We start from the raw sequence: 19,448 nt of genomic DNA on the forward strand, positions 1-19,448 counted from the left end.
TAAATTACTAATAGGAGTGTTATATAATGAGAAAACCAATTATCGCAGGTAACTGGAAAATGAATAAAACAGTTCAAGAAGCTAAAGATTTCGTTAATGCATTACCAACATTACCAGACACTAAAGAAGTAGAATCTGTAATTTGTGCGCCAGCAATTCAATTAGACGCATTAGTTACTTTAGTAAATGATGGTAAAGCACAAGGATTACAAATCGGTGCTCAAAATGCTTACTTCGAAGATAATGGCGCATTTACTGGTGAAACTTCTCCAGCTGCATTAGCAGACCTTGGTGTTAAATATGTTGTTATTGGACATTCAGAACGTCGTGAAATCTTCAAAGAAACAGACGAAGACATTAACAAAAAAGCACATGCTGTATTTAACCACGGTATGACACCAATCATTTGTGTTGGCGAAACTGATGAAGAACGCGAAAGTGGAAAAGCAAACGAAGTTGTTGGCAACCAAGTGAAAAAAGCAGTAGAAGGTTTATCTGAAGAGCAATTACAACAAGTAGTTATTGCTTATGAACCAATCTGGGCTATCGGTACTGGTAAATCATCAACTTCTGAAGATGCTAACGAAATGTGTGCATTTGTAAGAGAAACAGTTGCTGAGTTATCTAGTCAAACAGTAGCAGATGCAACTCGTATTCAATATGGTGGTAGTGTTAAACCTAACAACATTAAAGAATACATGGCTCAATCAGACATCGATGGCGCATTAGTAGGCGGCGCATCACTTAAAGTGGATGATTTTGTACAATTGTTAGAAGGTGCAAAATAATATGGCGAAACAACCAACTGCATTAATTATTTTAGACGGTTTTGCAAACAGAGAAACAGAACATGGTAATGCTGTAAAACTAGCTAATAAGCCTAATTTCGACCGTTACTACAGTAAATATCCAACAACGCAAATCGAAGCAAGTGGTTTAGATGTTGGTCTTCCTGAAGGTCAAATGGGTAATTCAGAAGTTGGTCATATGAATATTGGTGCTGGACGTGTAGTTTATCAAAGTTTAACGCGTATCAATAAATCTATCGAAGACGGTGATTTCTTTGATAATGAAGTATTAAACAACGCAATTCAACACGTTAAAGACAATAATTCAGCGCTACATCTCTTTGGCTTATTATCTGATGGTGGTGTTCATAGTCATTATAAACACTTGTTCGCATTATTAGAATTAGCTAAAAAACAAGGTGTTGAGAAAGTCTACGTTCACGCATTCTTAGACGGACGTGACGTAGATCAAAAATCATCACTAAAATATATCGAAGAAACGCAAGCTAAATTCGATGAACTTGGCATTGGCCAATTTGCATCTATTTCAGGCCGTTATTACGCAATGGATCGTGATAAACGTTGGGATAGAGAAGAAAAAGCTTATAATGCAATCCGTAATTTTAAAGGTGAAACTTTTGAATCAGCTAAAGCTGGTGTTGAAGCTAACTACGAGAAAGATTTAACAGACGAGTTTGTTGAACCATTTATCGTAAAAGATCAAAATGACGGTGTGAATGATGGCGACGCAGTTATTTTTTATAACTTCCGTCCAGACAGAGCAGGGCAACTTTCTGAAATCTTTACAGACAAAGCTTTCGAAGGTTTCAATGTTGAACAAATTGACGATTTATTTTATGCAACGTTTACAAAATATAACGACAATGTGAAAGCAGAAATCGTTTTTGAAAAAGTTGATTTAACAAATACTATCGGTGAAGTTGTTCAAGACAATGGTTTGAAACAATTACGTATTGCGGAAACAGAAAAATTCCCACATGTCACTTATTTCATGAGTGGTGGTCGTAATGCTGAATTTGAAGGTGAACGTCGTCGTCTAATCGACTCACCAAAAGTCGCAACTTACGATCTTAAACCAGAAATGAGTGCATACGAAGTTAAAGATGCATTAATTGAAGAATTAAATAAAGGTGACTTAGATTTAATCTTATTAAACTTTGCTAACCCTGATATGGTTGGACACAGTGGTATGCTTGAACCAACGATTAAAGCAATAGAAGCTGTAGACGAATGTCTAGGCGAAGTCGTTGATAAGATTACAGAAATGGGTGGTCACGCTATCGTTACTGCAGACCATGGTAACTCAGACATGGTATTAACAGATGACGATAAACCAATGACTACACATACGACGAATCCAGTTCCAGTTATCGTTACTAAAGAAGGCGTAACATTACGTGAAACAGGTCGTCTAGGTGACTTAGCACCAACATTATTAGATTTACTCAATGTAAACCAGCCAGAAGATATGACTGGTGAATCATTAATCAATCATTAATTTAATGAATTAAAATTTAGAGTGAAAATTGATGCTATAAATTTAGATAGAAGGGTTTCTTATTCTGATAATTTATAGCATCTATAAACAACACAAGAGAATTAAATTACTTTGTATTTATAGTATTTAAAGCTATAATGAAGATGAAATTTAATATTTCTAAACTACTTATTTATAAAGGAGATTATAAACATGCCAATTATTACAGATGTTTACGCTCGCGAAGTCTTAGACTCACGCGGTAACCCAACAGTTGAAGTAGAAGTATTAACTGAGAGTGGCGCTTTTGGTCGCGCATTAGTTCCATCAGGTGCCTCTACTGGTGAACACGAAGCAGTAGAATTACGTGATGGTGATAAAGACCGTTACTTAGGTAAAGGTGTTATTAAAGCAGTTGAAAATGTAAACGAAATTATTGCACCAGAATTAGTTGAAGGTGAATTTTCAGTATTAGAACAAGTATCTATCGACAAAATGATGATCCAATTAGATGGTACTGAAAACAAAGGTAAATTAGGTGCTAACGCTATTCTTGGTGTATCACTAGCAGTAGCTCGTGCAGCAGCTGATTTATTAGGCCAACCACTTTACAAATATTTAGGTGGATTCAACGGTACACAATTACCAGTTCCAATGATGAACATTGTTAATGGTGGTTCTCACTCTGATGCGCCAATCGCATTCCAAGAGTTCATGGTATTACCAGTTGGAGCAGAAACATTTAAAGAATCATTACGTTGGGGTGCAGAAATTTTCCACAACTTAAAATCAATCCTTAAAAACCGTGGTTTAGAAACATCAGTTGGTGACGAAGGTGGATTCGCTCCTAAATTCGAAGGCACTGAAGACGCTGTAGAAACTATTTTAGAAGCGATTAAAGCAGTTGGTTTAGAACCAGGTAAAGATGTATTCTTAGGCTTTGACTGTGCATCTTCTGAGTTCTTTGAAGATGGCGTTTATAACTACGCTAAATTCGAAGGCGAAAATGGTAAAAAACGTAATGCTGAAGAACAAGTTGATTTCTTAGAAGAACTAGTTAACAAATATCCAATCATCTCTATTGAAGACGGTATGGACGAAAACGACTGGGACGGTTGGAAAGTATTAACTGAACGTATCGGTGACCGTGTACAATTAGTAGGTGACGATTTATTCGTTACAAACACTGTTAAATTAGAAGAAGGTATCGAAAAAGGTATCGGTAACTCAATCTTAATTAAAGTTAACCAAATCGGTACTTTAACTGAAACATTTGAAGCTATTGAAATGGCTCAAAAAGCTGGTTACACAGCAGTTATTTCTCACCGTTCAGGTGAAACAGAAGATACTTCAATTTCTGATATCGCTGTTGCAACAAATGCTGGTCAAATCAAAACAGGTTCATTATCAAGAACAGACCGTATTGCTAAATACAACCAATTATTACGTATTGAAGATGAATTATACGAAACTGCTAAGTTTGACGGACTTAAATCTTTCTATAACTTATCTAAATAATACCGCTTAAAAATTAAAGAGTTCACGCGCTAACACGCAAGTCATTTATGGCTTGCGTGTTTTTTAAAGTCCTACTTTCTCAATAAAATTGAGATTAGTAGGACTTATGCAATAGCTTTAGCTATTGTAATCCTCAAGAGGTCACTTGAGTGGTGCGCAGTTAATGAATACATCCGCTTAACTGGAGGTATGAAGGTATATGTAATCCTGACGCACAGAATTTGTAGTACTACCTTACTGTTCGGCTATATAAATTATGTCACATAATTTATATAGTAAGACTTGCTTAAATTGTTCATCTTTCACTATGAAACTGATATAATTAAAGATGTAAATCATAGAAGGAGCCTTAATTTATATGGATGTAAAACCTAAATCAAGAGAAACAAAAACGGCCCATCTGATTGCTTATAGTTCATTAATCATCGCTATTCTTTATGCAGTACATTTATTTGTTGTTTTAGATGATAGTGTAATTAAACAATTACTTTTAAATAGTGAACAAAAGCCATCGGAAAATGCTGTTGGAACAATTAAAAATAGTTTTCAATTTACAGGCGTAATGTACATATTTGCTAACTTAGCAGGTATCATCGCCATCTGGAATAGACATACCTATCTGTGGTGGTTTATGTTTGCTGTATTCATCTCACAAATCTTGTATAATGTAGTTAATATCGGTCCAGTATATGGATCAATATTAGACGTTAAAGCTGGAATTAATTTAATTCCATTAACAGTTGTATTGATTATGTCATTTGTATTAGCGATTTATATGTTAGCTGTATCTATTAAACGTAAGAGTACGTTCAATAGATAGTAGTTTGCTAAAGAAGACGAACGTGTGGTATAATGCGATTCGTATATAATGAATGGAGGACAATTTTCATGCATACAGTAGTAATGATCATTTTAGTTTTAGTATGTATTGCATTAGTAACTGTTGTATTACTCCAAGAAGGTAAAAGTAATGGACTATCAGGTGCGATAAGTGGTGGCGCCGAACAGTTATTTGGTAAACAAAAGCAACGCGGTGTCGATTTATTCTTGCATAGATTAACAATTATATTGTCTGTCATTTTCTTCTTGTTAATGTTAGGCATAAGTTATTTTGGTTTATAAGGTCCGACAATGTTAAAGTCGGGCTTTTTTATTTATAATAGATATGTTGTATGCTAAAAAGAAATTTATAAAAATTAATTAACTCGAAATCAAAGCATAAGCGAAAGGGTTGAATCACGATGCAAATCAAACTTCCAGAGCCATTCTTTTTTGAAGAAGGCAACCGAGCTGTGTTATTATTACATGGTTTCACTGGGAATTCATCAGATGTAAGACAATTAGGTCGATTCTTACAGAAAAAAGGGTACACATCTTATGCGCCTCATTATGAAGGACATGCTGCACCCCCTGAAGAAATATTAAAATCCAGTCCTTTTGTATGGTTTAAAGAAGCATTAGACGGTTATGACTTTTTAGTCGAAAAAGGATACGATGAAATTGTAGTCGCTGGTTTGTCCCTTGGTGGCTGCTATGCATTAAAATTAAGCTTAAACAGAGATGTAAAGGGTATTATAACTATGTGTTCACCTATGTACATTAAGACGGAAGGGTCTATGTTTGATGGTGTACTAGAATATGCCCGCAATTTTAAAAAGTATCAAGGTAAAGACGAAACCACAATTAATAAAGAAATGGACGTTTTTCAACCTACTGAAACTTTAAAAGAGCTTCAAGGACAAATCCAAGATGTAAGAGATCATGTGGACGAAGTAATGGATCCATTATTGGTCGTTCAAGCAGAACAAGACCAAATGATCAATACAGATTCTGCAAACATTATATACAATGAGAGCGAGTCTGATGAAAAAGATATTAAATGGTATGCGAATTCCGGACATGTCATTACAATTGATAAAGAAAAAGAATTAGTATTTGAAGATGTATACCAATTTTTAGAATCATTAGATTGGTCTGAATAAAAATTATAGAATTATTTAAAAAGAGAAAGGAGGGGCATAATGAATTTAAAACCATCCATTGAAGAAATTATTAAACAACCAGATTATGAACCCATGTCTGTATCTGATTTTCAAGATGCATTAGGTTTAAATAGTGCCGACTCATTTAGAGACTTAATTAAGGTGCTTGTTGAATTAGAACAAACAGGTTTAATTCAACGTACAAAAACAGATAGATATCAACGCAAGGAATCTAACAAATCCCAACAATCAAAATTGGTGAAGGGTAAACTAAGCCAGAATAAAAAAGGCTTTGCATTCTTACGTCCAGAAGAAGGTGAAATGGATGATATCTTTATTCCACCTACAAAAATTAATAGAGCCATGGACGGTGATACAGTACTAGTAGAAGTACAAAATTCAAAGGGTGAACACAAAGGTAAGCTAGAGGGCGAAGTGAAATCGATAGAAACGCATTCAGTCACACAAGTGGTTGGTACGTTTAGCGAAGCACGCCATTTTGGTTTTGTGTTACCAGATGATAAACGTATTATGCAAGACATCTTTATCGCTAAAGGACATAACTTAGGTGCTATAGACGGTCATAAAGTACTCGTACAGATCACTAAGTACGCAGATGGTACAAACAATCCCGAAGGACAAGTTTCGGCTATATTAGGCCATAAAAACGACCCAGGGGTAGATATATTATCAATCATTTATCAACATGGCATTGAAATTGAATTTCCAGACAATGTTTTAGCAGAAGCTGAAGCAGTACCGGATGAAATTGAACCATCACAAACTGAAGGTCGTCACGATTTACGTGATGAACTTACAATTACGATTGATGGCGCAGATGCTAAAGATTTAGATGATGCAATTGGAATTAAAAAGTTAAGTAACGGCCATACACAATTAACAGTCAGTATCGCTGACGTTAGTTATTATATCACTGAAGGATCAGCTTTAGATGAAGAAGCATATAGTCGTGCTACAAGTGTCTATTTAGTTGACCGTGTGATTCCTATGATTCCACACCGCTTAAGTAACGGTATTTGTTCTTTAAACCCAGATGTTGATCGCTTAACATTGAGCTGTCGCATGGAATTTAATGAACGTGGAGAAGTCGTTAAGCATGAGATTTTTGATAGTGTGATACATTCAAATTATCGTATGACATATGATGAAGTGAATGAAATTATTACAGATCAAAATGCAGACACACGTGAAAAATTCAGTGAAGTCACACCAATGCTAGACTTAGCACAAGATCTATCACAGCGTTTAGTTAACATGAGAAGACGTCGTGGTGAAATCGACTTCGATATTAGTGAAGCAAAAGTAATCGTTAATGAAGAAGGTATCCCAACAGATGTAGAATTGAGAAAACGTGGCGAAGGGGAGCGCTTAATCGAGTCATTTATGCTTGCAGCAAATGAAACGATAGCAGAACACTTCGATCACTTAGAAGTACCATTCATATATCGTGTTCACGAACAACCAAAATCAGAACGTTTACGTAAATTCTTTGATTTTATTACGAATTTTGGACTAATGATTCAAGGTACAGGAGAAGAAATCCATCCTTCAACATTACAAAAGATTCAACAAGAAGTTGAAGGCCAACCAGAACAAATGGTTATCTCAACAATGATGTTACGTTCAATGCAACAAGCACGCTATGATGATGTGAATTTAGGACACTTTGGCTTATCAGCTGAATACTATACACATTTCACGTCACCAATACGTAGATATCCTGATTTAATCGTACATAGATTAATACGTAAATATATTGTAGAACAATCTATGAACAATAAAGAGAAGTCAAAATGGGAAGCACTGTTACCAGAAATTGCTGATCATACATCTCAAAGAGAACGTAGAGCGATTGAAGCAGAGCGTGATACAGATGAACTTAAAAAATCAGAATATATGGTACAACATGTTGGTGAAGAATTCGAAGGTATTATAAGTTCAGTTGCTAATTTTGGTATGTTCGTTGAATTACCAAATACGATTGAAGGCATGGTACACGTTTCGAATATGACAGACGATTTTTACCATTTTGATGAACGTCAAATGGCAATGATTGGTGAACGTCAGGCTAAAGTGTTCCGTATAGGCGACCCAGTTCAAATTAAAGTCATCAACGTAGACGTAGATGAGCGCATGATCGATTTCCAAATCGTTGGTATGCCATTACCTAAAAATGAACGTAGTCAAAGACCTTCACGTGGTAAGACAATCCAAGCGAATCCTCGTGGCAAATCATCAGATAAATCTAAAGATGATAGCAAGGATAAAACGAAACACAAACAACGTCGAGGTAAAAATCAACGTAACAACGATAAATCAAATAGTGGTAATACAAAACACAAACCATTTTATAAAGATAAAAATGTGAAGAATAAAGCACGTAAGAAGAAAAAATAACTCAACAAAGAGGTGAAACTCAATGCCAAAGAAAAAATCACCAGGAACACTAGCTGAAAATCGTAAAGCCAGACATGATTACGTCATTGAAGATACGATTGAAGCGGGCATTGTGTTACAAGGGACTGAGATTAAGTCAATTCGTCGTGGCAGTGCTAATCTTAAAGATAGTTATGCGCAAGTTAATCGCGGTGAAATGTATCTTAATAATATGCACATTGCCCCGTACGAAGAAGGCAATCGCTTTAACCATGATCCTCGCCGTTCACGTAAACTTTTATTGCACAAACGTCAAATTGAAAAATTAGGTGAGCGTACGAGAGAAGTGGGTTATTCGATTGTGCCATTGAAACTCTATTTAAAACATGGACACTGTAAAGTATTGCTGGGTGTTGCACGTGGTAAGAAAAATTACGATAAGCGACAAGCATTGAAAGATAAAGCAGTAAAACGTGACATGGATAGAGCAATGAAAGACCGTTATTAAGCGGATATATTGCCAAAGACCCTGATCTTTGGTAATATAATATGTGCTTTCTAAAAAGCTGAGCGATAAGCGTGAAGTGGACAGGAAGTGCATTTTATACTATTTAGGGGGCGTTTTTGGATTCGACAGGGGTACCATGAGCAGGTTAAGCGTGTCGGAGGGTTGTCTCCGTCACTAACACACACAGTTATAATAACTGGCAAAGAAAACAATAATTTCGCAGTAGCTGCGTAATAGCACTCTGCATCGCCTAACGGCATCTCCTATGTGCCGTTAACCGCGATTCAACCTTTAGTAGGATACGCTAGGCACTGCCGTTTGAAGTCTGCCTAGAAGAGATTAATCAAACTAGCATAATGATGGCCGTCTATCACTTACCATTATGCGAAACTCAATGATAGACTACACACGTAGAAAGATCTGTATCAGGACCTCTGGACGCGGGTTCGAATCCCGCCGTCTCCATACCAAAAGGCTTAGCCATTGTGGCTAAGCCTTTTTTGTATTTATGTTGATACATATTTCAAATCTCAATGCTTTACGTAATTGATATCGTTTATTTTGATCCTAATTGTACTTGTCCTTTAATCATAATTCGAGTTCCATCATGATTCCTTCGTTTGTTTTTATAAATCCATTTTTTGTATAAAATTTTGCTGCTGGTTCTCCACCTGTAATTAGAAAAATTTTATATATTCCACTAGGTTTGAGTGAATTAGAGACAGAATTTATTAAATTTCTACCTATACCATTGTTTTGGAATTCAGGGACGACATGAAATTCGTCTATGCAAAATTGGTTCATGTCACTAAAATAATAGTCTATTCTACCTATGCACATGGCTATTATTTTGTCATTTTCTTCAATGACATAACCTCTAGAATTAAAGCCGCTCATTGTAGCTTCAATTCTAAGTAATGCTTCTTTTTCAGACCAATCATTATACCATGGGGGCCCCTCATAAGCTGAAACTAAGTTTTTAGCACAATTATTATAATCTTCACTTTGAATTTTTCTGAATTCCATACGTATCCACCTTTTTATTTTATTTTAATTATAAATATATAATATTAACGAATAATTTATATGGTCTTATTAGAATTTTTTAATAATACCAGTTAGTTCATACAAATTTTGAATACTATCAGTTACATTATGAATATCATTTTTTCCATTTAATCTGTATATACTATGCATTCCTGCTAACTTAGATGCTTCATAATCATTTTTAAAACTATCACCGATGAAAATACACTCACATAAATCTACTTCTAATTCTTTAGCTGCTTTTTCAAAAATAAGAGGATTAGGTTTTTTGATATTTTCCTTTTCCGAAACTAAAATGATATCCATGTAGTGTTCGATTTTTAATGCTTTAATATTATTATATTGGAAAGGATATTTTCCGTTAGTGATGATACCTATTTTGTAATTCTTTGAGACGAGTATATCTAACAATTCTTTTAGATTTGGATACGGTAAACAATGTTTTCTGAAATTGTTGATATAGTCATCTAGTAAAATGTCAGCGGTTATATGATTAATATTAAAGATATCTATTAATTGTGTATAAACTTTATCCTTCCAAACATAACCATTTTGATCTAACTCAATAAATTTACTTTTGAAAGTATTTTTATCAATATGGTTTAGGTAATTAAAGAATTTGTCATATTGATAATCCATAAACTTATTTAACGAAGAAGGTCTATCTAAAATTGTTCCATCTAAATCAAATAAAATTCCTTTTATCATAAATTTAATACTCCCTAACCTCTATTATTTGAATATTCAATCAATTGAAACAATGATATCATATAATTCAAAGTATTTATTAGGTTAAGGGGGGATTAAATATGAGTCTTTACATAGAAAACATGAATCAGCAAACTTTCAAAGTATTTTATGAGGAAAGTATAATTGAATATGCTGCAGAACATGTTAAAAGTGGTGGTTGGGAGGAAGATGGGTCAATTGAAAGAGCGCGTACAGAATTTGAAAATTTACTGCCTGATGGATTAAATACAAGCAATCAATATTTACTGTCTGTGGTAAATAATAGTGTGGATATAGGATACCTATGGCTCCATATATTTGCTGTTAAAGAAAAAAAGAAATGTTTTATTTATGACATTAAAATTAAGGATACATATAGAGGACATGGTTTAGGTACAAAAACGATGGAATGTATAGAAAAATACTGCAAAAATAAAGAAGTAGAAAGCATTGGTTTGCATGTATTCGGACACAATAAGCGAGCTGTATCTTTATATAATGGGTTTCGAAACTACAAATTATCGTATGGAGAAAAAATTGAAGTGATTTATTAATGATTAAATCTATAAACCACGTGACTTATTCAGTTTTGGATATTAAGACATCTATTGCTTTCTATAAAGATATATTAAAAGCTAAAATTTTAGTAGAGAGTGGCAAAACAGCGTATTTCATATTAGGTGGTCTGTGGCTAGCGCTTAATGAAGAAAAAGATATACCTAGAAATGAAATTCAATACTCATATACACATATGGCATTTACAATAGATGAGAGTGAATTTGACGACTGGTATCAATGGTTAAAGGATAACGATGTTAATATATTAGAAGGACGTAATAGAGACGTAAGAGATAAACAGTCAATATACTTCACTGATCCAGACGGCAACAAGTTAGAATTGCATACAGGTACGTTGCAAGATAGATTAGAATATTATAAAGAAGAAAAGCCACATATGAAATTTTATATATAAGTAGGTTATATTATGACAATAGAAACAAGGTTATTTGAAGAAAAAGATTTTAATAAGATAAATGAACTATTAGTTTTATATGAAGAGTTAGGTTATCCAACAACGGCAGAGGACTTATTTAATCGTTTAAAAAAGATATACAGTCATGAAGATTATTATTTGTTACTTTTAATAAAAGATGATGTGATAATCGGTTTAAGTGGGATGTGCAAAATGATGTTCTATGAAAAGAATGGTGAGTATATGCGTTTACTAGCATTTGTTATTAATTCTAATTATAGAGAAAAAGGCTATGGAACAATTTTATTAAAAGGTTCAGAAATGTTAGCAACTCAATTAGGATGCAAAGCAATCACTTTAAATAGTGGTAATAGAAATGATAGAGATAATGCGCATAGTTTCTATAAGAATAACGGTTTTGAGAACAAATCATCTGGATTTTCGAAAAGTATAGATAATATAAAATAAAGTCAACTAAAAAATAGCTGACTTATTGTATATTAAATTCATTCTGAGAATTTGATGTCATCGTAGGCTTTGGTCCAATGGTAGGGCTGTAAATCATTTAAAAGTTTGTATTGTGGTTGCTTATTATCAGTTGTTACACCGACTTTAATTTTATTTCCCCAATATAATAGTCTTTCTTGACATGTACCACAAGGTGTAAGTATTTTAAAATCACTATATTCATCATCTCTTACAACGCAAATTGAATGCGTAATAATGTCTTGATATTTATGCGCTTCTAATATTGACCCTGTTTCAATACACAAAGCACTAGAGGCATTTATGATCTCTGGCGCAACAGATGTATAAGTGTTTCCATTTTTTGAATACATTGCAGCTGCACCACCCCATCCATTTGGATATCTTTCTTTTATCAAGGTTTTAGCATCTTCAAAAAGTTTCTGTTCAATATTCATAAACGTACCTCCGAAAAATATTTATATAAATCAATACTACTATAACTGGAAATGATTAGGGAATAATTCTTGTGAAAGAAGGAAAGTTATTGAGTTATTAAAACTAACATTTGAAGTAATACTTTTAAGTTAAAACCTCATATATAAATATGCGGTTTTTATTATGATGTGAGTGTGATAATATATTTTTAAATAAAAATATATTGGTTGGATTATAGAGGTGATTTTTTAATGAGTTTAAAAGAGATGTGGCATTATTTATTAAATAAAAAATGGGAATCTGATGATGTTTGGATGCTAGTTCTTTATATCATTATAGCAAGTATATTTGTAACGCCATTATTAGGTGTACCAATAGGCATCATAGCATTTTTAATCTTAAATGAGGATGTTTTAGAGAAATAATAAATCTATGAGAACGTCTGGATTACATTGGACAACATAGAAAGGTGTGCATTATTATTGCGAAGCATCTCACGTCTAATAAAGTAGTTATATATTTATTGGTTATAATAATTTTACAGCCAATTTTATTTAGTGTTTTTGATTTAGATAGATCTATTTTATTGGAAATCATAAGTTATAGTATATTTATCATGATTGGGCTAATATTTATATTTTTAAATTTTTATTTCCGTAAAAAGCAAAACAAAAGCTACGGTAAATAAATGTAATAATAACAATAAAGATAATACGATTAAAAATTTTAATGATTTGATACATAAATGCGTTAATGAACTTCCGCCGTTTCCATATTAAAAGGCTTAGCCATTGTGGCTAAGCCTTTTTTGTCTATGAGTATTAAGTATAAGTTGAATCAATTCATTGATAAATAAAAAGAGGCATTTGACAAATGTACCGTAAAATTAATTCATTTCACTATTCATAATTGCAGATACTTGATCGTTGTAGTCTTTTTGTGGTAATCCTTCAAAATCTTTTTGTCTAGTTAATTCTTCTATTTGCATTTGAGCATCTTTGGACATGCCTTCAGTAGTGAAATCGCCACCTGGTAATCTGTTTAAATCAATTTCTGTTCTTTGTTGTTCTTGTGTCGGTTGTTCATCAGCCACAGGTGCTTGTTGTGTTTGTTCTTGTGATTGAACAGGCTGTTGTGTAGATTGTTGCTCTTGTGTATTTACTTGTTCTTGTGATTGAGCTTCTTCAGTACTTTCATCTTGTGTTGCTACTTCTTCAGATGATTTGTCGTCAGATTTTTGTTTTTCATCTGACTTATCTTTTTCTTCATCAGATTCTTTATCATCTTTTGTACTTTCTTTATCTTCAGATTTAGTTTCTTTTGTGTCGTCTAACTTACTTTCTTCTTCATTCCCACATGCAGCCAATACTAAAAAGCTTGCTAGTATTAAAAATAATATCTTCTTCATTTATATATCCCCCTAAAAAATAATTATATAACTTAATTGTACTACACTTAAAATTCAATAGTGAAAATAAATTGTTAAGATTAAGTTAAGTATCTTTATAAGTGTAGTGGGGTAGTTTTAGATTCTATTGCAATTAGGCACCCTTAATTACTGTGAAAATCATTAATTGTTATACGATTATATAACAATTAAATTGTATAATTAATAATAAAGTTTGATTATCAAGTAAAAAATTACATTTTGATGTATAATGAAGATAATGTTGAAAAGGAGATTTATAAAATGAATATAAATATAGTGACTGATTTATTGAAAGAAGAAAATGTTGTGAGTATAGATTTATTATTGGTAACAGGTAAATTAGAACGAGCTAAGGAAATTGATGTTGATAAATCATCCGAAAATTTATTGTTTGTGACAAAACCAAAAAACAAAGTAATTAATTTAAATCATGTTGTTAAAATAGAAACTGTACTTAAATTTGAAGGTAATGTCACTTTTTAATAGTTATCTAACACAAGTATGAAAATGATTTAATGAATACCCGCGCACGATATATTAAAAGGCTTAGCCAATGTGGCTTAGCCTTTTTTAGTTTGTGTTGATTTAATATTTTCGAATATATGTTTTTAAATGTACGATGGCGTCAGTAAAATAAACTAGTTGCTACATAAGTGAGGTGTTTTTAAATTTAGTGAAATAAAGTGTGACAATAATGTAAGTTGTATTAATACGCGCCTTTGTTAAAATTATCTTTGGCTTCATGAAGGTCAACTTTAAAAATAATTATTTAATTTAGGAGGATAATATGAACGATAGCGTAAAATACAATAGAATTTCAGAATTAGATTATATGAGAGGCTTTGCCTTACTAGGAATAATTCTTACTAATATAATTTCAATATTTGCTTTGCCAGTACCCAGTAACTATGATCAGGCTAGTTACTTAAAGTTCATTGATTTTTTTGTTGAAAGTAAATTTTTTACAATATTTTCATTTTTATTTGGTGTCGGATTTTATATATTTATTCGCAATGCTCAAGCAAAACAATTAAATAGTAATATCGTATTTATAAGAAGATTAGTAATCTTAGCGTGTTTTGGTTTATTACATCAATTGCTTCAACCAGGTGAAGCGTTATTATTATATTCAATCATTGGTTTAATCTTAATACCTTGTTTTTATTTCAAAAAATATATCAATTTAATCATTGGCTTAATATTGCTAGTTATTTGTATATATATAGGTAGTAAAACAATATTACCGATACCATATTTCATATTAGGACTTGCAGCAGGTCAATTTAATATTTTTGAGAACATTAAGACTAAAGTGTTAATTATAACAGCAAGTATTTCTGGAGTGATATCTGCATTAAGTTGGATTTTGCTAAACAATTCATATGTATTTCCTACATATAAATTTTTAGAAGATACTTCGAACAATGAATTGATTAATAAATATATTCAAAATAAAGAAATGTATGAACATTTAATAATTATTACTAGTCCATTTATAGCATTATTTTATGTCTCGCTATTATTATTAATTATAAAAGTACGAATCTTTGGTAAAATCTTAAGCCCATTACAATTATATGGAAGAATGGCGCTTACAAATTATGTAGGGCAAACTTTATTAATTTGGTTGGTTATATTATGTGTGGATAGTGATCAAGTAGATTATATGGATACTTTGTGTATTTGTATTGTGATCTATATTTTACAATTGTTATTCACAAGTATTTGGCTGAAATACTTTAAATATGGACCATTGGAATATATATGGAGAATGGGAACTTATTGGAAATGGTTTAGCGTGATAAAAAAATAGGCTGGAGTTGAAAATCACACTAATGAGAGAGATGAATAAAATGAAAAACAAAAGAAAGAAAGCTTTACTTTTTGTATTGATCATTACGTTAATTATGGCATTAGCTATGTCAACAATGCATTATATTTTTGGGTATAATTATGAGAATTCTGAAATGGTTAAAGTATTGATTTACTTTGAAATTATTATGAGTATGCTTTCCATATTTATGTATCAAAAGCTTTTCTCAACACAAAAATTATTTAACATGCGGCTTTCTTTTTGGTTTTTACCTTTTATTATTTTGATCATCATTACATTGGTTGCATTTTTTATAACTGGAGATTTTACCGGCAAAATACCGATTGTTTCTTTAATATTAGTAACAACACTTTTAGTTGGTGTTAGTGAAGAAGTAGTATTTAGAGGTATAGTGTTGCAAACATTTTTACAAAAAGGCGGAATAGTAACAGCTATTTTAGTTAGTGCGATATTATTTTCCTTATTTCACGCAGTTAATATTTTTGGCGGAGCATCAATAAGTGAAGTAATAAACCAAATGATTGGGGTATTTTTAGGTGGAATAGTGTATGCTTGTCTCTCAATAAATTTAAAGAGCTTTATACCACTTATTATATATCACTGTTTATGGGATTTTCTAATCTTAAGTAATGAAATAGTCAGTGCTAATATTGAAGTGTTCATTTTCGTTATAGGAACATTAGAATTTATTATTTTAATTCCAATATTTATATATACAGTCATTAAATTTAATAAAAGAAGTTGAATAAAGTTAATAGGGAATGAACATTATGCAAAAAGGCTGAGACAAAATACATGTCTCAGCCTCAATTATTTTACAGTCAGCTTAGCCGGGGCTTGGTTCATACGACGAAATCTTGTTAAAAAATAGATTTCTGTCCTACTCCCTAGTAAGTTGAGCTGTGATTCTTTAATCAAATTCTATTTCGTATAATGATTCGTTTATTTGTTCGTACAGCTCATATTTTTCTAAATAATCAATCCATACATCATTCGGTTTTTTTTCTCTTTCTTCAACTAAAGATTTAATTTTTTCATAAATACCTTTCATCAAATCTTTATACATCGCATTTGCTGCTCTTTCTATTTTTGCCTCTGACCAACGTTTTTTCGGCGGACGTCTTTTATCCTTTTCTAGTTGAAAGTTGATAGCTCTGTCGTAAAAGCTATCTAACGCTGGTAATTTATCTTCTATATGTGCTTGAAATTCGTTTAAATTCATAAATATTCTCCTCTTTTAAGAAACAACGTTCTACATAATTCTAACAATAATAGGGTAAATTAAATACCTGATGAATAATTCGCTTATTTTATAAGGAACTGAATTGTTATTAAGTAACTCAGTATCTGGGACTAATTGATTATTAGAATATTATTTGTCACTTGATAGTGCTATCAACATTAAGTATACCAGTCTATCTATGCACTTTAGTTACTTTTCTATAAGTTTCTATTTTTTCTTGGTCAATAGGTACATTTTTAAATATATGAATCTAAATATAGATGTTCGTTATTCCGACTGAACGTGTAGTATGTTTATTAAATGGATCTATTTTAATATTCTTTTCTTATGTATCAGTGGTAATGTTAGATTTAAATAGTTGAGCGTTTTACATATGATTTAATCAATAAACCACATGACTAATACCGTAATGAATATGAGTAACGCGTAAGAATGAAAGCAATTAAATTATTGTATAGTGAATGAAACTCATTTAAATAGATAGGTGGTAAATATATGGAGAAAATAATGGTTATCGGGTCTTCGGGTTCTGGAAAATCAACGTTATCAAGACAACTAGGTCGTGCTTTAGATATACCTGTTTATCATTTAGACGTATTATTTTGGAAACCTAATTGGGTTATGACAAGTTCTAATGAACAAAAAGTAATTCAAAAAACATTATTGCAAAAAAAGAAATGGATTATTGATGGAAGTTATACTGGTATCTTAGATGAAAGATTAAATGCTGCAAATACTGTGATACTTTTAGATTTGCCAAGAAAAATTTGTTTTTATAGAGTTTTTAAGAGATTGTTTAAAAATATTGGTAAGACTAGAATTGATATGGGCAAAGATTGCAAAGAAAGAATCAATCTCACATTTTTAAAATATATTTGGAATTTTCCTAAGCACAGAAAACCATATTTATTACAAAAAATTAAGGAAAATAAAAACGATAAAAAAGTGTTTGTTTTAACCAGCATTAAAGAAATTGAACAATTTAGAATGAATGTGGAAAAGAACGACATTTAAATCTAAAAATTGCTATGGATTGTTTTTAAATTATTACAGAAATTGTAGTGGTTTGGTCTGATGCCTAACGAGTTGATGAAGTATTAGACGCAGACTACAGGCAGTTTTGTAATTACTAAAAGCATACACAAAAAACGCTGACAAAGTCGGACACTCTGAGACGCCTTAATTAAGGGGTCTTTTTTTGACTATCGAGATAACTTCATAATGAAATTAATTTGAATATTACAGATTAACCAAAAAAATTAAAATGGAATTAATATTAGTGTAATCGGCAATTAAAAACCATATGATATATTATTCTAAGATTGAATTATTTTACACTTTAGCTTACAAGTTAATGACAATATTGCTTGCATAGTTTATTCAGTAAAATAAGACTTAGAAGGGACGATTTATAATTAAACGTTACATACAAATTTTTACATTTTTTATTATAGGTGTTTTAAGCATATTAGGATTTACACATTTGAACACTGCTTCTGCTGCGACGACTGCAACTCAAGAGGAAGCTATAAGTCATATGAACACGTTAGAAGGTAAGGGATGGGATTATGATGATGAATATGGCTGGCAATGTTTTGATTTAGTGAATGAGCAATGGGATTATTTGTATGGTCATGGATTAGAAGGTGACTATGCAAAAGAAATTCCAACTAAAAATAACTTTGAGGGCGAAGCAACGGTTTATAAAAATTATGATGGCTTCCAAGCACAAGCTGGAGATATCGTTGTATTCAATGATGAATTTGGTAGTGGTGCAGGCCACACAGCAATCGTAACGGAAGGTAATTATAATGGCACTAGTGATAAATTTGAATCATTAGATCAAAATTGGGATGGCGGTGGCGCTGAAAAAACAGAAGTAGCTCACAGAGTAGTACATGATTATGAAACTGAAATGTGGTTTATAAGACCTCATTATGCTCAATAAATTACTTCATGACTTATACGTTTGTTTACTATTGGAATGATAAATCAGAATTGTGGAAAAGAGGGTCTTGATATATAAATAGCTGCACATTGTGTTGCAACCATAACTGATTAGGTGGATAATAGAGTTAACGTATGAGAATCATAAAATATTAATTAGGGTGACCACACATGAGTGAAGTATATGTATTCATAATAGAATGTAGCGATGGCAATGTTTACCGTGAGTATGTAGAGAATATATGGAAAATTGATAAGGCATTAGCACTTAAAAGATTTGAAAAAGGCATTCATAAGCATAATTACTTTTATCTAAAAGATTGTGATAGCTATGTAAATGTAGACAAGATTACTTCTATAAAGATTGATGATGCATATAGCACTTAATCAATTACTCATGCTTATTTAATTAATAAAAAGTTAACAGATTATAATTTAAGGCGGGCGCAGCGTTGCGTTAGCCTGATTTTTATATCTAAAAAGTGTAAAAAGGCGGTTTACGATACTAAATATAAATAATAGAATGGTTTGGTATGGTATTTTGGGGATTTAGTGAGGTATTCTAAATGTTGGTATATGTTAAGGCTCTTGGGATGAGCATCTTGATTGGGATTTTAATCTTCTTATTAATGTTTATAGGCACAGGGAAAGA

23 protein-coding genes and 1 other RNA gene are annotated in these 19,448 nt (G+C 31.9%); 19 read left to right on the forward strand and 5 right to left on the reverse strand.

What is annotated here, in order from left to right; all coding sequences use genetic code 11:
• Positions 1-26: 26 nt before the first annotated feature.
• From tpiA to ssrA, 9 genes are all read left to right on the forward strand, one after another.
• Positions 27-788 (forward strand): triose-phosphate isomerase, encoded by a 762-nt coding sequence (tpiA, locus tag AST02_RS11645; protein ID WP_002508253.1) that lies wholly within the window; start codon positions 27-29, stop codon positions 786-788.
• 1 nt (position 789) lies between these two features.
• Positions 790-2,307 carry a 2,3-bisphosphoglycerate-independent phosphoglycerate mutase gene (gene gpmI / locus AST02_RS11650; protein WP_069817921.1) on the forward strand — a complete coding sequence of 506 codons (1,518 nt, stop codon included), beginning with the start codon at positions 790-792 and terminating at the stop codon, positions 2,305-2,307.
• A gap of 192 nt (positions 2,308-2,499) precedes the next feature.
• Positions 2,500-3,804, forward strand: coding sequence for a surface-displayed alpha-enolase (gene eno / locus AST02_RS11655; RefSeq protein ID WP_021339867.1), 1,305 nt, complete (start codon positions 2,500-2,502; stop codon positions 3,802-3,804).
• Between the two features lie 358 nt (positions 3,805-4,162).
• Positions 4,163-4,624, forward strand: coding sequence for a hypothetical protein (locus AST02_RS11660; RefSeq protein ID WP_069817922.1), 462 nt, complete (start codon positions 4,163-4,165; stop codon positions 4,622-4,624).
• 68 nt (positions 4,625-4,692) lie between these two features.
• Positions 4,693-4,926: a preprotein translocase subunit SecG gene (secG, locus tag AST02_RS11665; RefSeq protein ID WP_002508249.1), complete on the forward strand. Its 234-nt coding sequence runs from the start codon at positions 4,693-4,695 to the stop codon at positions 4,924-4,926.
• 119 nt (positions 4,927-5,045) lie between these two features.
• Positions 5,046-5,786 (forward strand): alpha/beta hydrolase, encoded by a 741-nt coding sequence (locus AST02_RS11670; RefSeq protein WP_069817923.1) that lies wholly within the window; start codon positions 5,046-5,048, stop codon positions 5,784-5,786.
• 39 nt (positions 5,787-5,825) lie between these two features.
• On the forward strand, positions 5,826-8,204 hold the full coding sequence (gene rnr / locus AST02_RS11675; protein WP_069817924.1) for a ribonuclease R: 2,379 nt from the start codon (positions 5,826-5,828) through the stop codon (positions 8,202-8,204).
• A 22-nt stretch (positions 8,205-8,226) separates the two neighbouring features.
• Complete coding sequence (gene smpB, locus AST02_RS11680) at positions 8,227-8,691, forward strand: SsrA-binding protein SmpB (RefSeq protein ID WP_002508246.1); 465 nt, start codon at positions 8,227-8,229, stop codon at positions 8,689-8,691.
• Between the two features lie 106 nt (positions 8,692-8,797).
• Positions 8,798-9,159, forward strand: a transfer-messenger RNA (tmRNA) gene (gene ssrA / locus AST02_RS11685).
• 120 nt (positions 9,160-9,279) lie between these two features.
• Here the strand turns inward: ssrA and AST02_RS11690 are convergent.
• Both AST02_RS11690 and AST02_RS11695 read right to left on the reverse strand, forming a co-directional pair.
• Positions 9,280-9,717, reverse strand: a complete 438-nt coding sequence (locus AST02_RS11690) for a GNAT family N-acetyltransferase (protein ID WP_069817925.1) — start codon at positions 9,715-9,717, stop codon at positions 9,280-9,282.
• A 69-nt stretch (positions 9,718-9,786) separates the two neighbouring features.
• Positions 9,787-10,446 carry an HAD family hydrolase gene (locus tag AST02_RS11695; RefSeq protein ID WP_069817926.1) on the reverse strand — a complete coding sequence of 220 codons (660 nt, stop codon included), beginning with the start codon at positions 10,444-10,446 and terminating at the stop codon, positions 9,787-9,789.
• Positions 10,447-10,547: 101 nt separating this feature from the next.
• On the opposite strand from AST02_RS11695, the gene AST02_RS11700 reads away from it, so the two are divergent.
• Genes AST02_RS11700 through AST02_RS11710 form a run of 3 tightly spaced genes read left to right on the forward strand, consistent with a single transcriptional unit; the run spans position 10,548 to position 11,908 of the window.
• Positions 10,548-11,021, forward strand: coding sequence for a GNAT family N-acetyltransferase (locus tag AST02_RS11700; protein WP_226957458.1), 474 nt, complete (start codon positions 10,548-10,550; stop codon positions 11,019-11,021).
• Entirely contained in the window at positions 11,021-11,440 is a 420-nt protein-coding gene (fosB, locus tag AST02_RS11705; RefSeq protein WP_069817927.1) for a FosB/FosD family fosfomycin resistance bacillithiol transferase, read from the forward strand. The genes AST02_RS11700 and fosB overlap by 1 nt, the downstream gene beginning before the upstream one ends.
• A gap of 12 nt (positions 11,441-11,452) precedes the next feature.
• Positions 11,453-11,908 (forward strand): GNAT family N-acetyltransferase, encoded by a 456-nt coding sequence (locus AST02_RS11710; protein WP_069817928.1) that lies wholly within the window; start codon positions 11,453-11,455, stop codon positions 11,906-11,908.
• A 38-nt stretch (positions 11,909-11,946) separates the two neighbouring features.
• Here the strand turns inward: AST02_RS11710 and AST02_RS11715 are convergent, their stop codons facing one another.
• Positions 11,947-12,363, reverse strand: a complete 417-nt coding sequence (locus AST02_RS11715; RefSeq protein WP_069817929.1) for a cytidine deaminase — start codon at positions 12,361-12,363, stop codon at positions 11,947-11,949.
• 231 nt (positions 12,364-12,594) lie between these two features.
• On the opposite strand from AST02_RS11715, the gene AST02_RS14250 reads away from it, so the two are divergent.
• Positions 12,595-12,768 (forward strand): VraH family peptide resistance protein, encoded by a 174-nt coding sequence (locus tag AST02_RS14250; protein ID WP_141714379.1) that lies wholly within the window; start codon positions 12,595-12,597, stop codon positions 12,766-12,768.
• A gap of 461 nt (positions 12,769-13,229) precedes the next feature.
• On the opposite strand, the gene AST02_RS11720 is transcribed toward AST02_RS14250, so the two are convergent.
• On the reverse strand, positions 13,230-13,751 hold the full coding sequence (locus tag AST02_RS11720; RefSeq protein WP_069817930.1) for a hypothetical protein: 522 nt from the start codon (positions 13,749-13,751) through the stop codon (positions 13,230-13,232).
• Positions 13,752-14,033: 282 nt separating this feature from the next.
• On the opposite strand from AST02_RS11720, the gene AST02_RS11725 reads away from it, so the two are divergent.
• The 3 genes from AST02_RS11725 (at position 14,034) to AST02_RS11735 (ending at position 16,351) form a co-directional block, all read left to right on the forward strand.
• The gene (locus AST02_RS11725; protein WP_021339885.1) at positions 14,034-14,255 is read left to right on the forward strand and encodes a hypothetical protein; all 222 of its coding nucleotides are present in this window, start codon (positions 14,034-14,036) and stop codon (positions 14,253-14,255) included.
• 304 nt (positions 14,256-14,559) lie between these two features.
• Complete coding sequence (locus AST02_RS11730; protein ID WP_069817931.1) at positions 14,560-15,585, forward strand: DUF418 domain-containing protein; 1,026 nt, start codon at positions 14,560-14,562, stop codon at positions 15,583-15,585.
• A gap of 40 nt (positions 15,586-15,625) precedes the next feature.
• Positions 15,626-16,351 carry a CPBP family intramembrane glutamic endopeptidase gene (locus tag AST02_RS11735; protein ID WP_069817932.1) on the forward strand — a complete coding sequence of 242 codons (726 nt, stop codon included), beginning with the start codon at positions 15,626-15,628 and terminating at the stop codon, positions 16,349-16,351.
• A 165-nt stretch (positions 16,352-16,516) separates the two neighbouring features.
• Here the strand turns inward: AST02_RS11735 and AST02_RS11740 are convergent, their stop codons facing one another.
• Complete coding sequence (locus AST02_RS11740; RefSeq protein WP_069817933.1) at positions 16,517-16,828, reverse strand: hypothetical protein; 312 nt, start codon at positions 16,826-16,828, stop codon at positions 16,517-16,519.
• Positions 16,829-17,344: 516 nt separating this feature from the next.
• Here AST02_RS11740 and AST02_RS11745 point away from each other — a divergent pair.
• The 3 genes from AST02_RS11745 (at position 17,345) to AST02_RS11755 (ending at position 19,183) form a co-directional block, all read left to right on the forward strand.
• Positions 17,345-17,863 (forward strand): DNA topology modulation protein, encoded by a 519-nt coding sequence (locus tag AST02_RS11745; RefSeq protein WP_069817934.1) that lies wholly within the window; start codon positions 17,345-17,347, stop codon positions 17,861-17,863.
• A 469-nt stretch (positions 17,864-18,332) separates the two neighbouring features.
• A complete protein-coding gene (locus tag AST02_RS11750) occupies positions 18,333-18,797 on the forward strand; it encodes a CHAP domain-containing protein (protein ID WP_226957459.1) in 465 nt (154 codons plus the stop codon).
• Between the two features lie 170 nt (positions 18,798-18,967).
• The gene (locus AST02_RS11755; protein ID WP_069817936.1) at positions 18,968-19,183 is read left to right on the forward strand and encodes a hypothetical protein; all 216 of its coding nucleotides are present in this window, start codon (positions 18,968-18,970) and stop codon (positions 19,181-19,183) included.
• The last annotated feature ends 265 nt before the right edge of the window (positions 19,184-19,448 follow it).

Origin of the sequence: Staphylococcus equorum (assembly GCF_001747895.1) — a bacterium.
GTDB classification, from domain to species: Bacteria; Bacillota; Bacilli; order Staphylococcales; family Staphylococcaceae; genus Staphylococcus; species Staphylococcus equorum_A.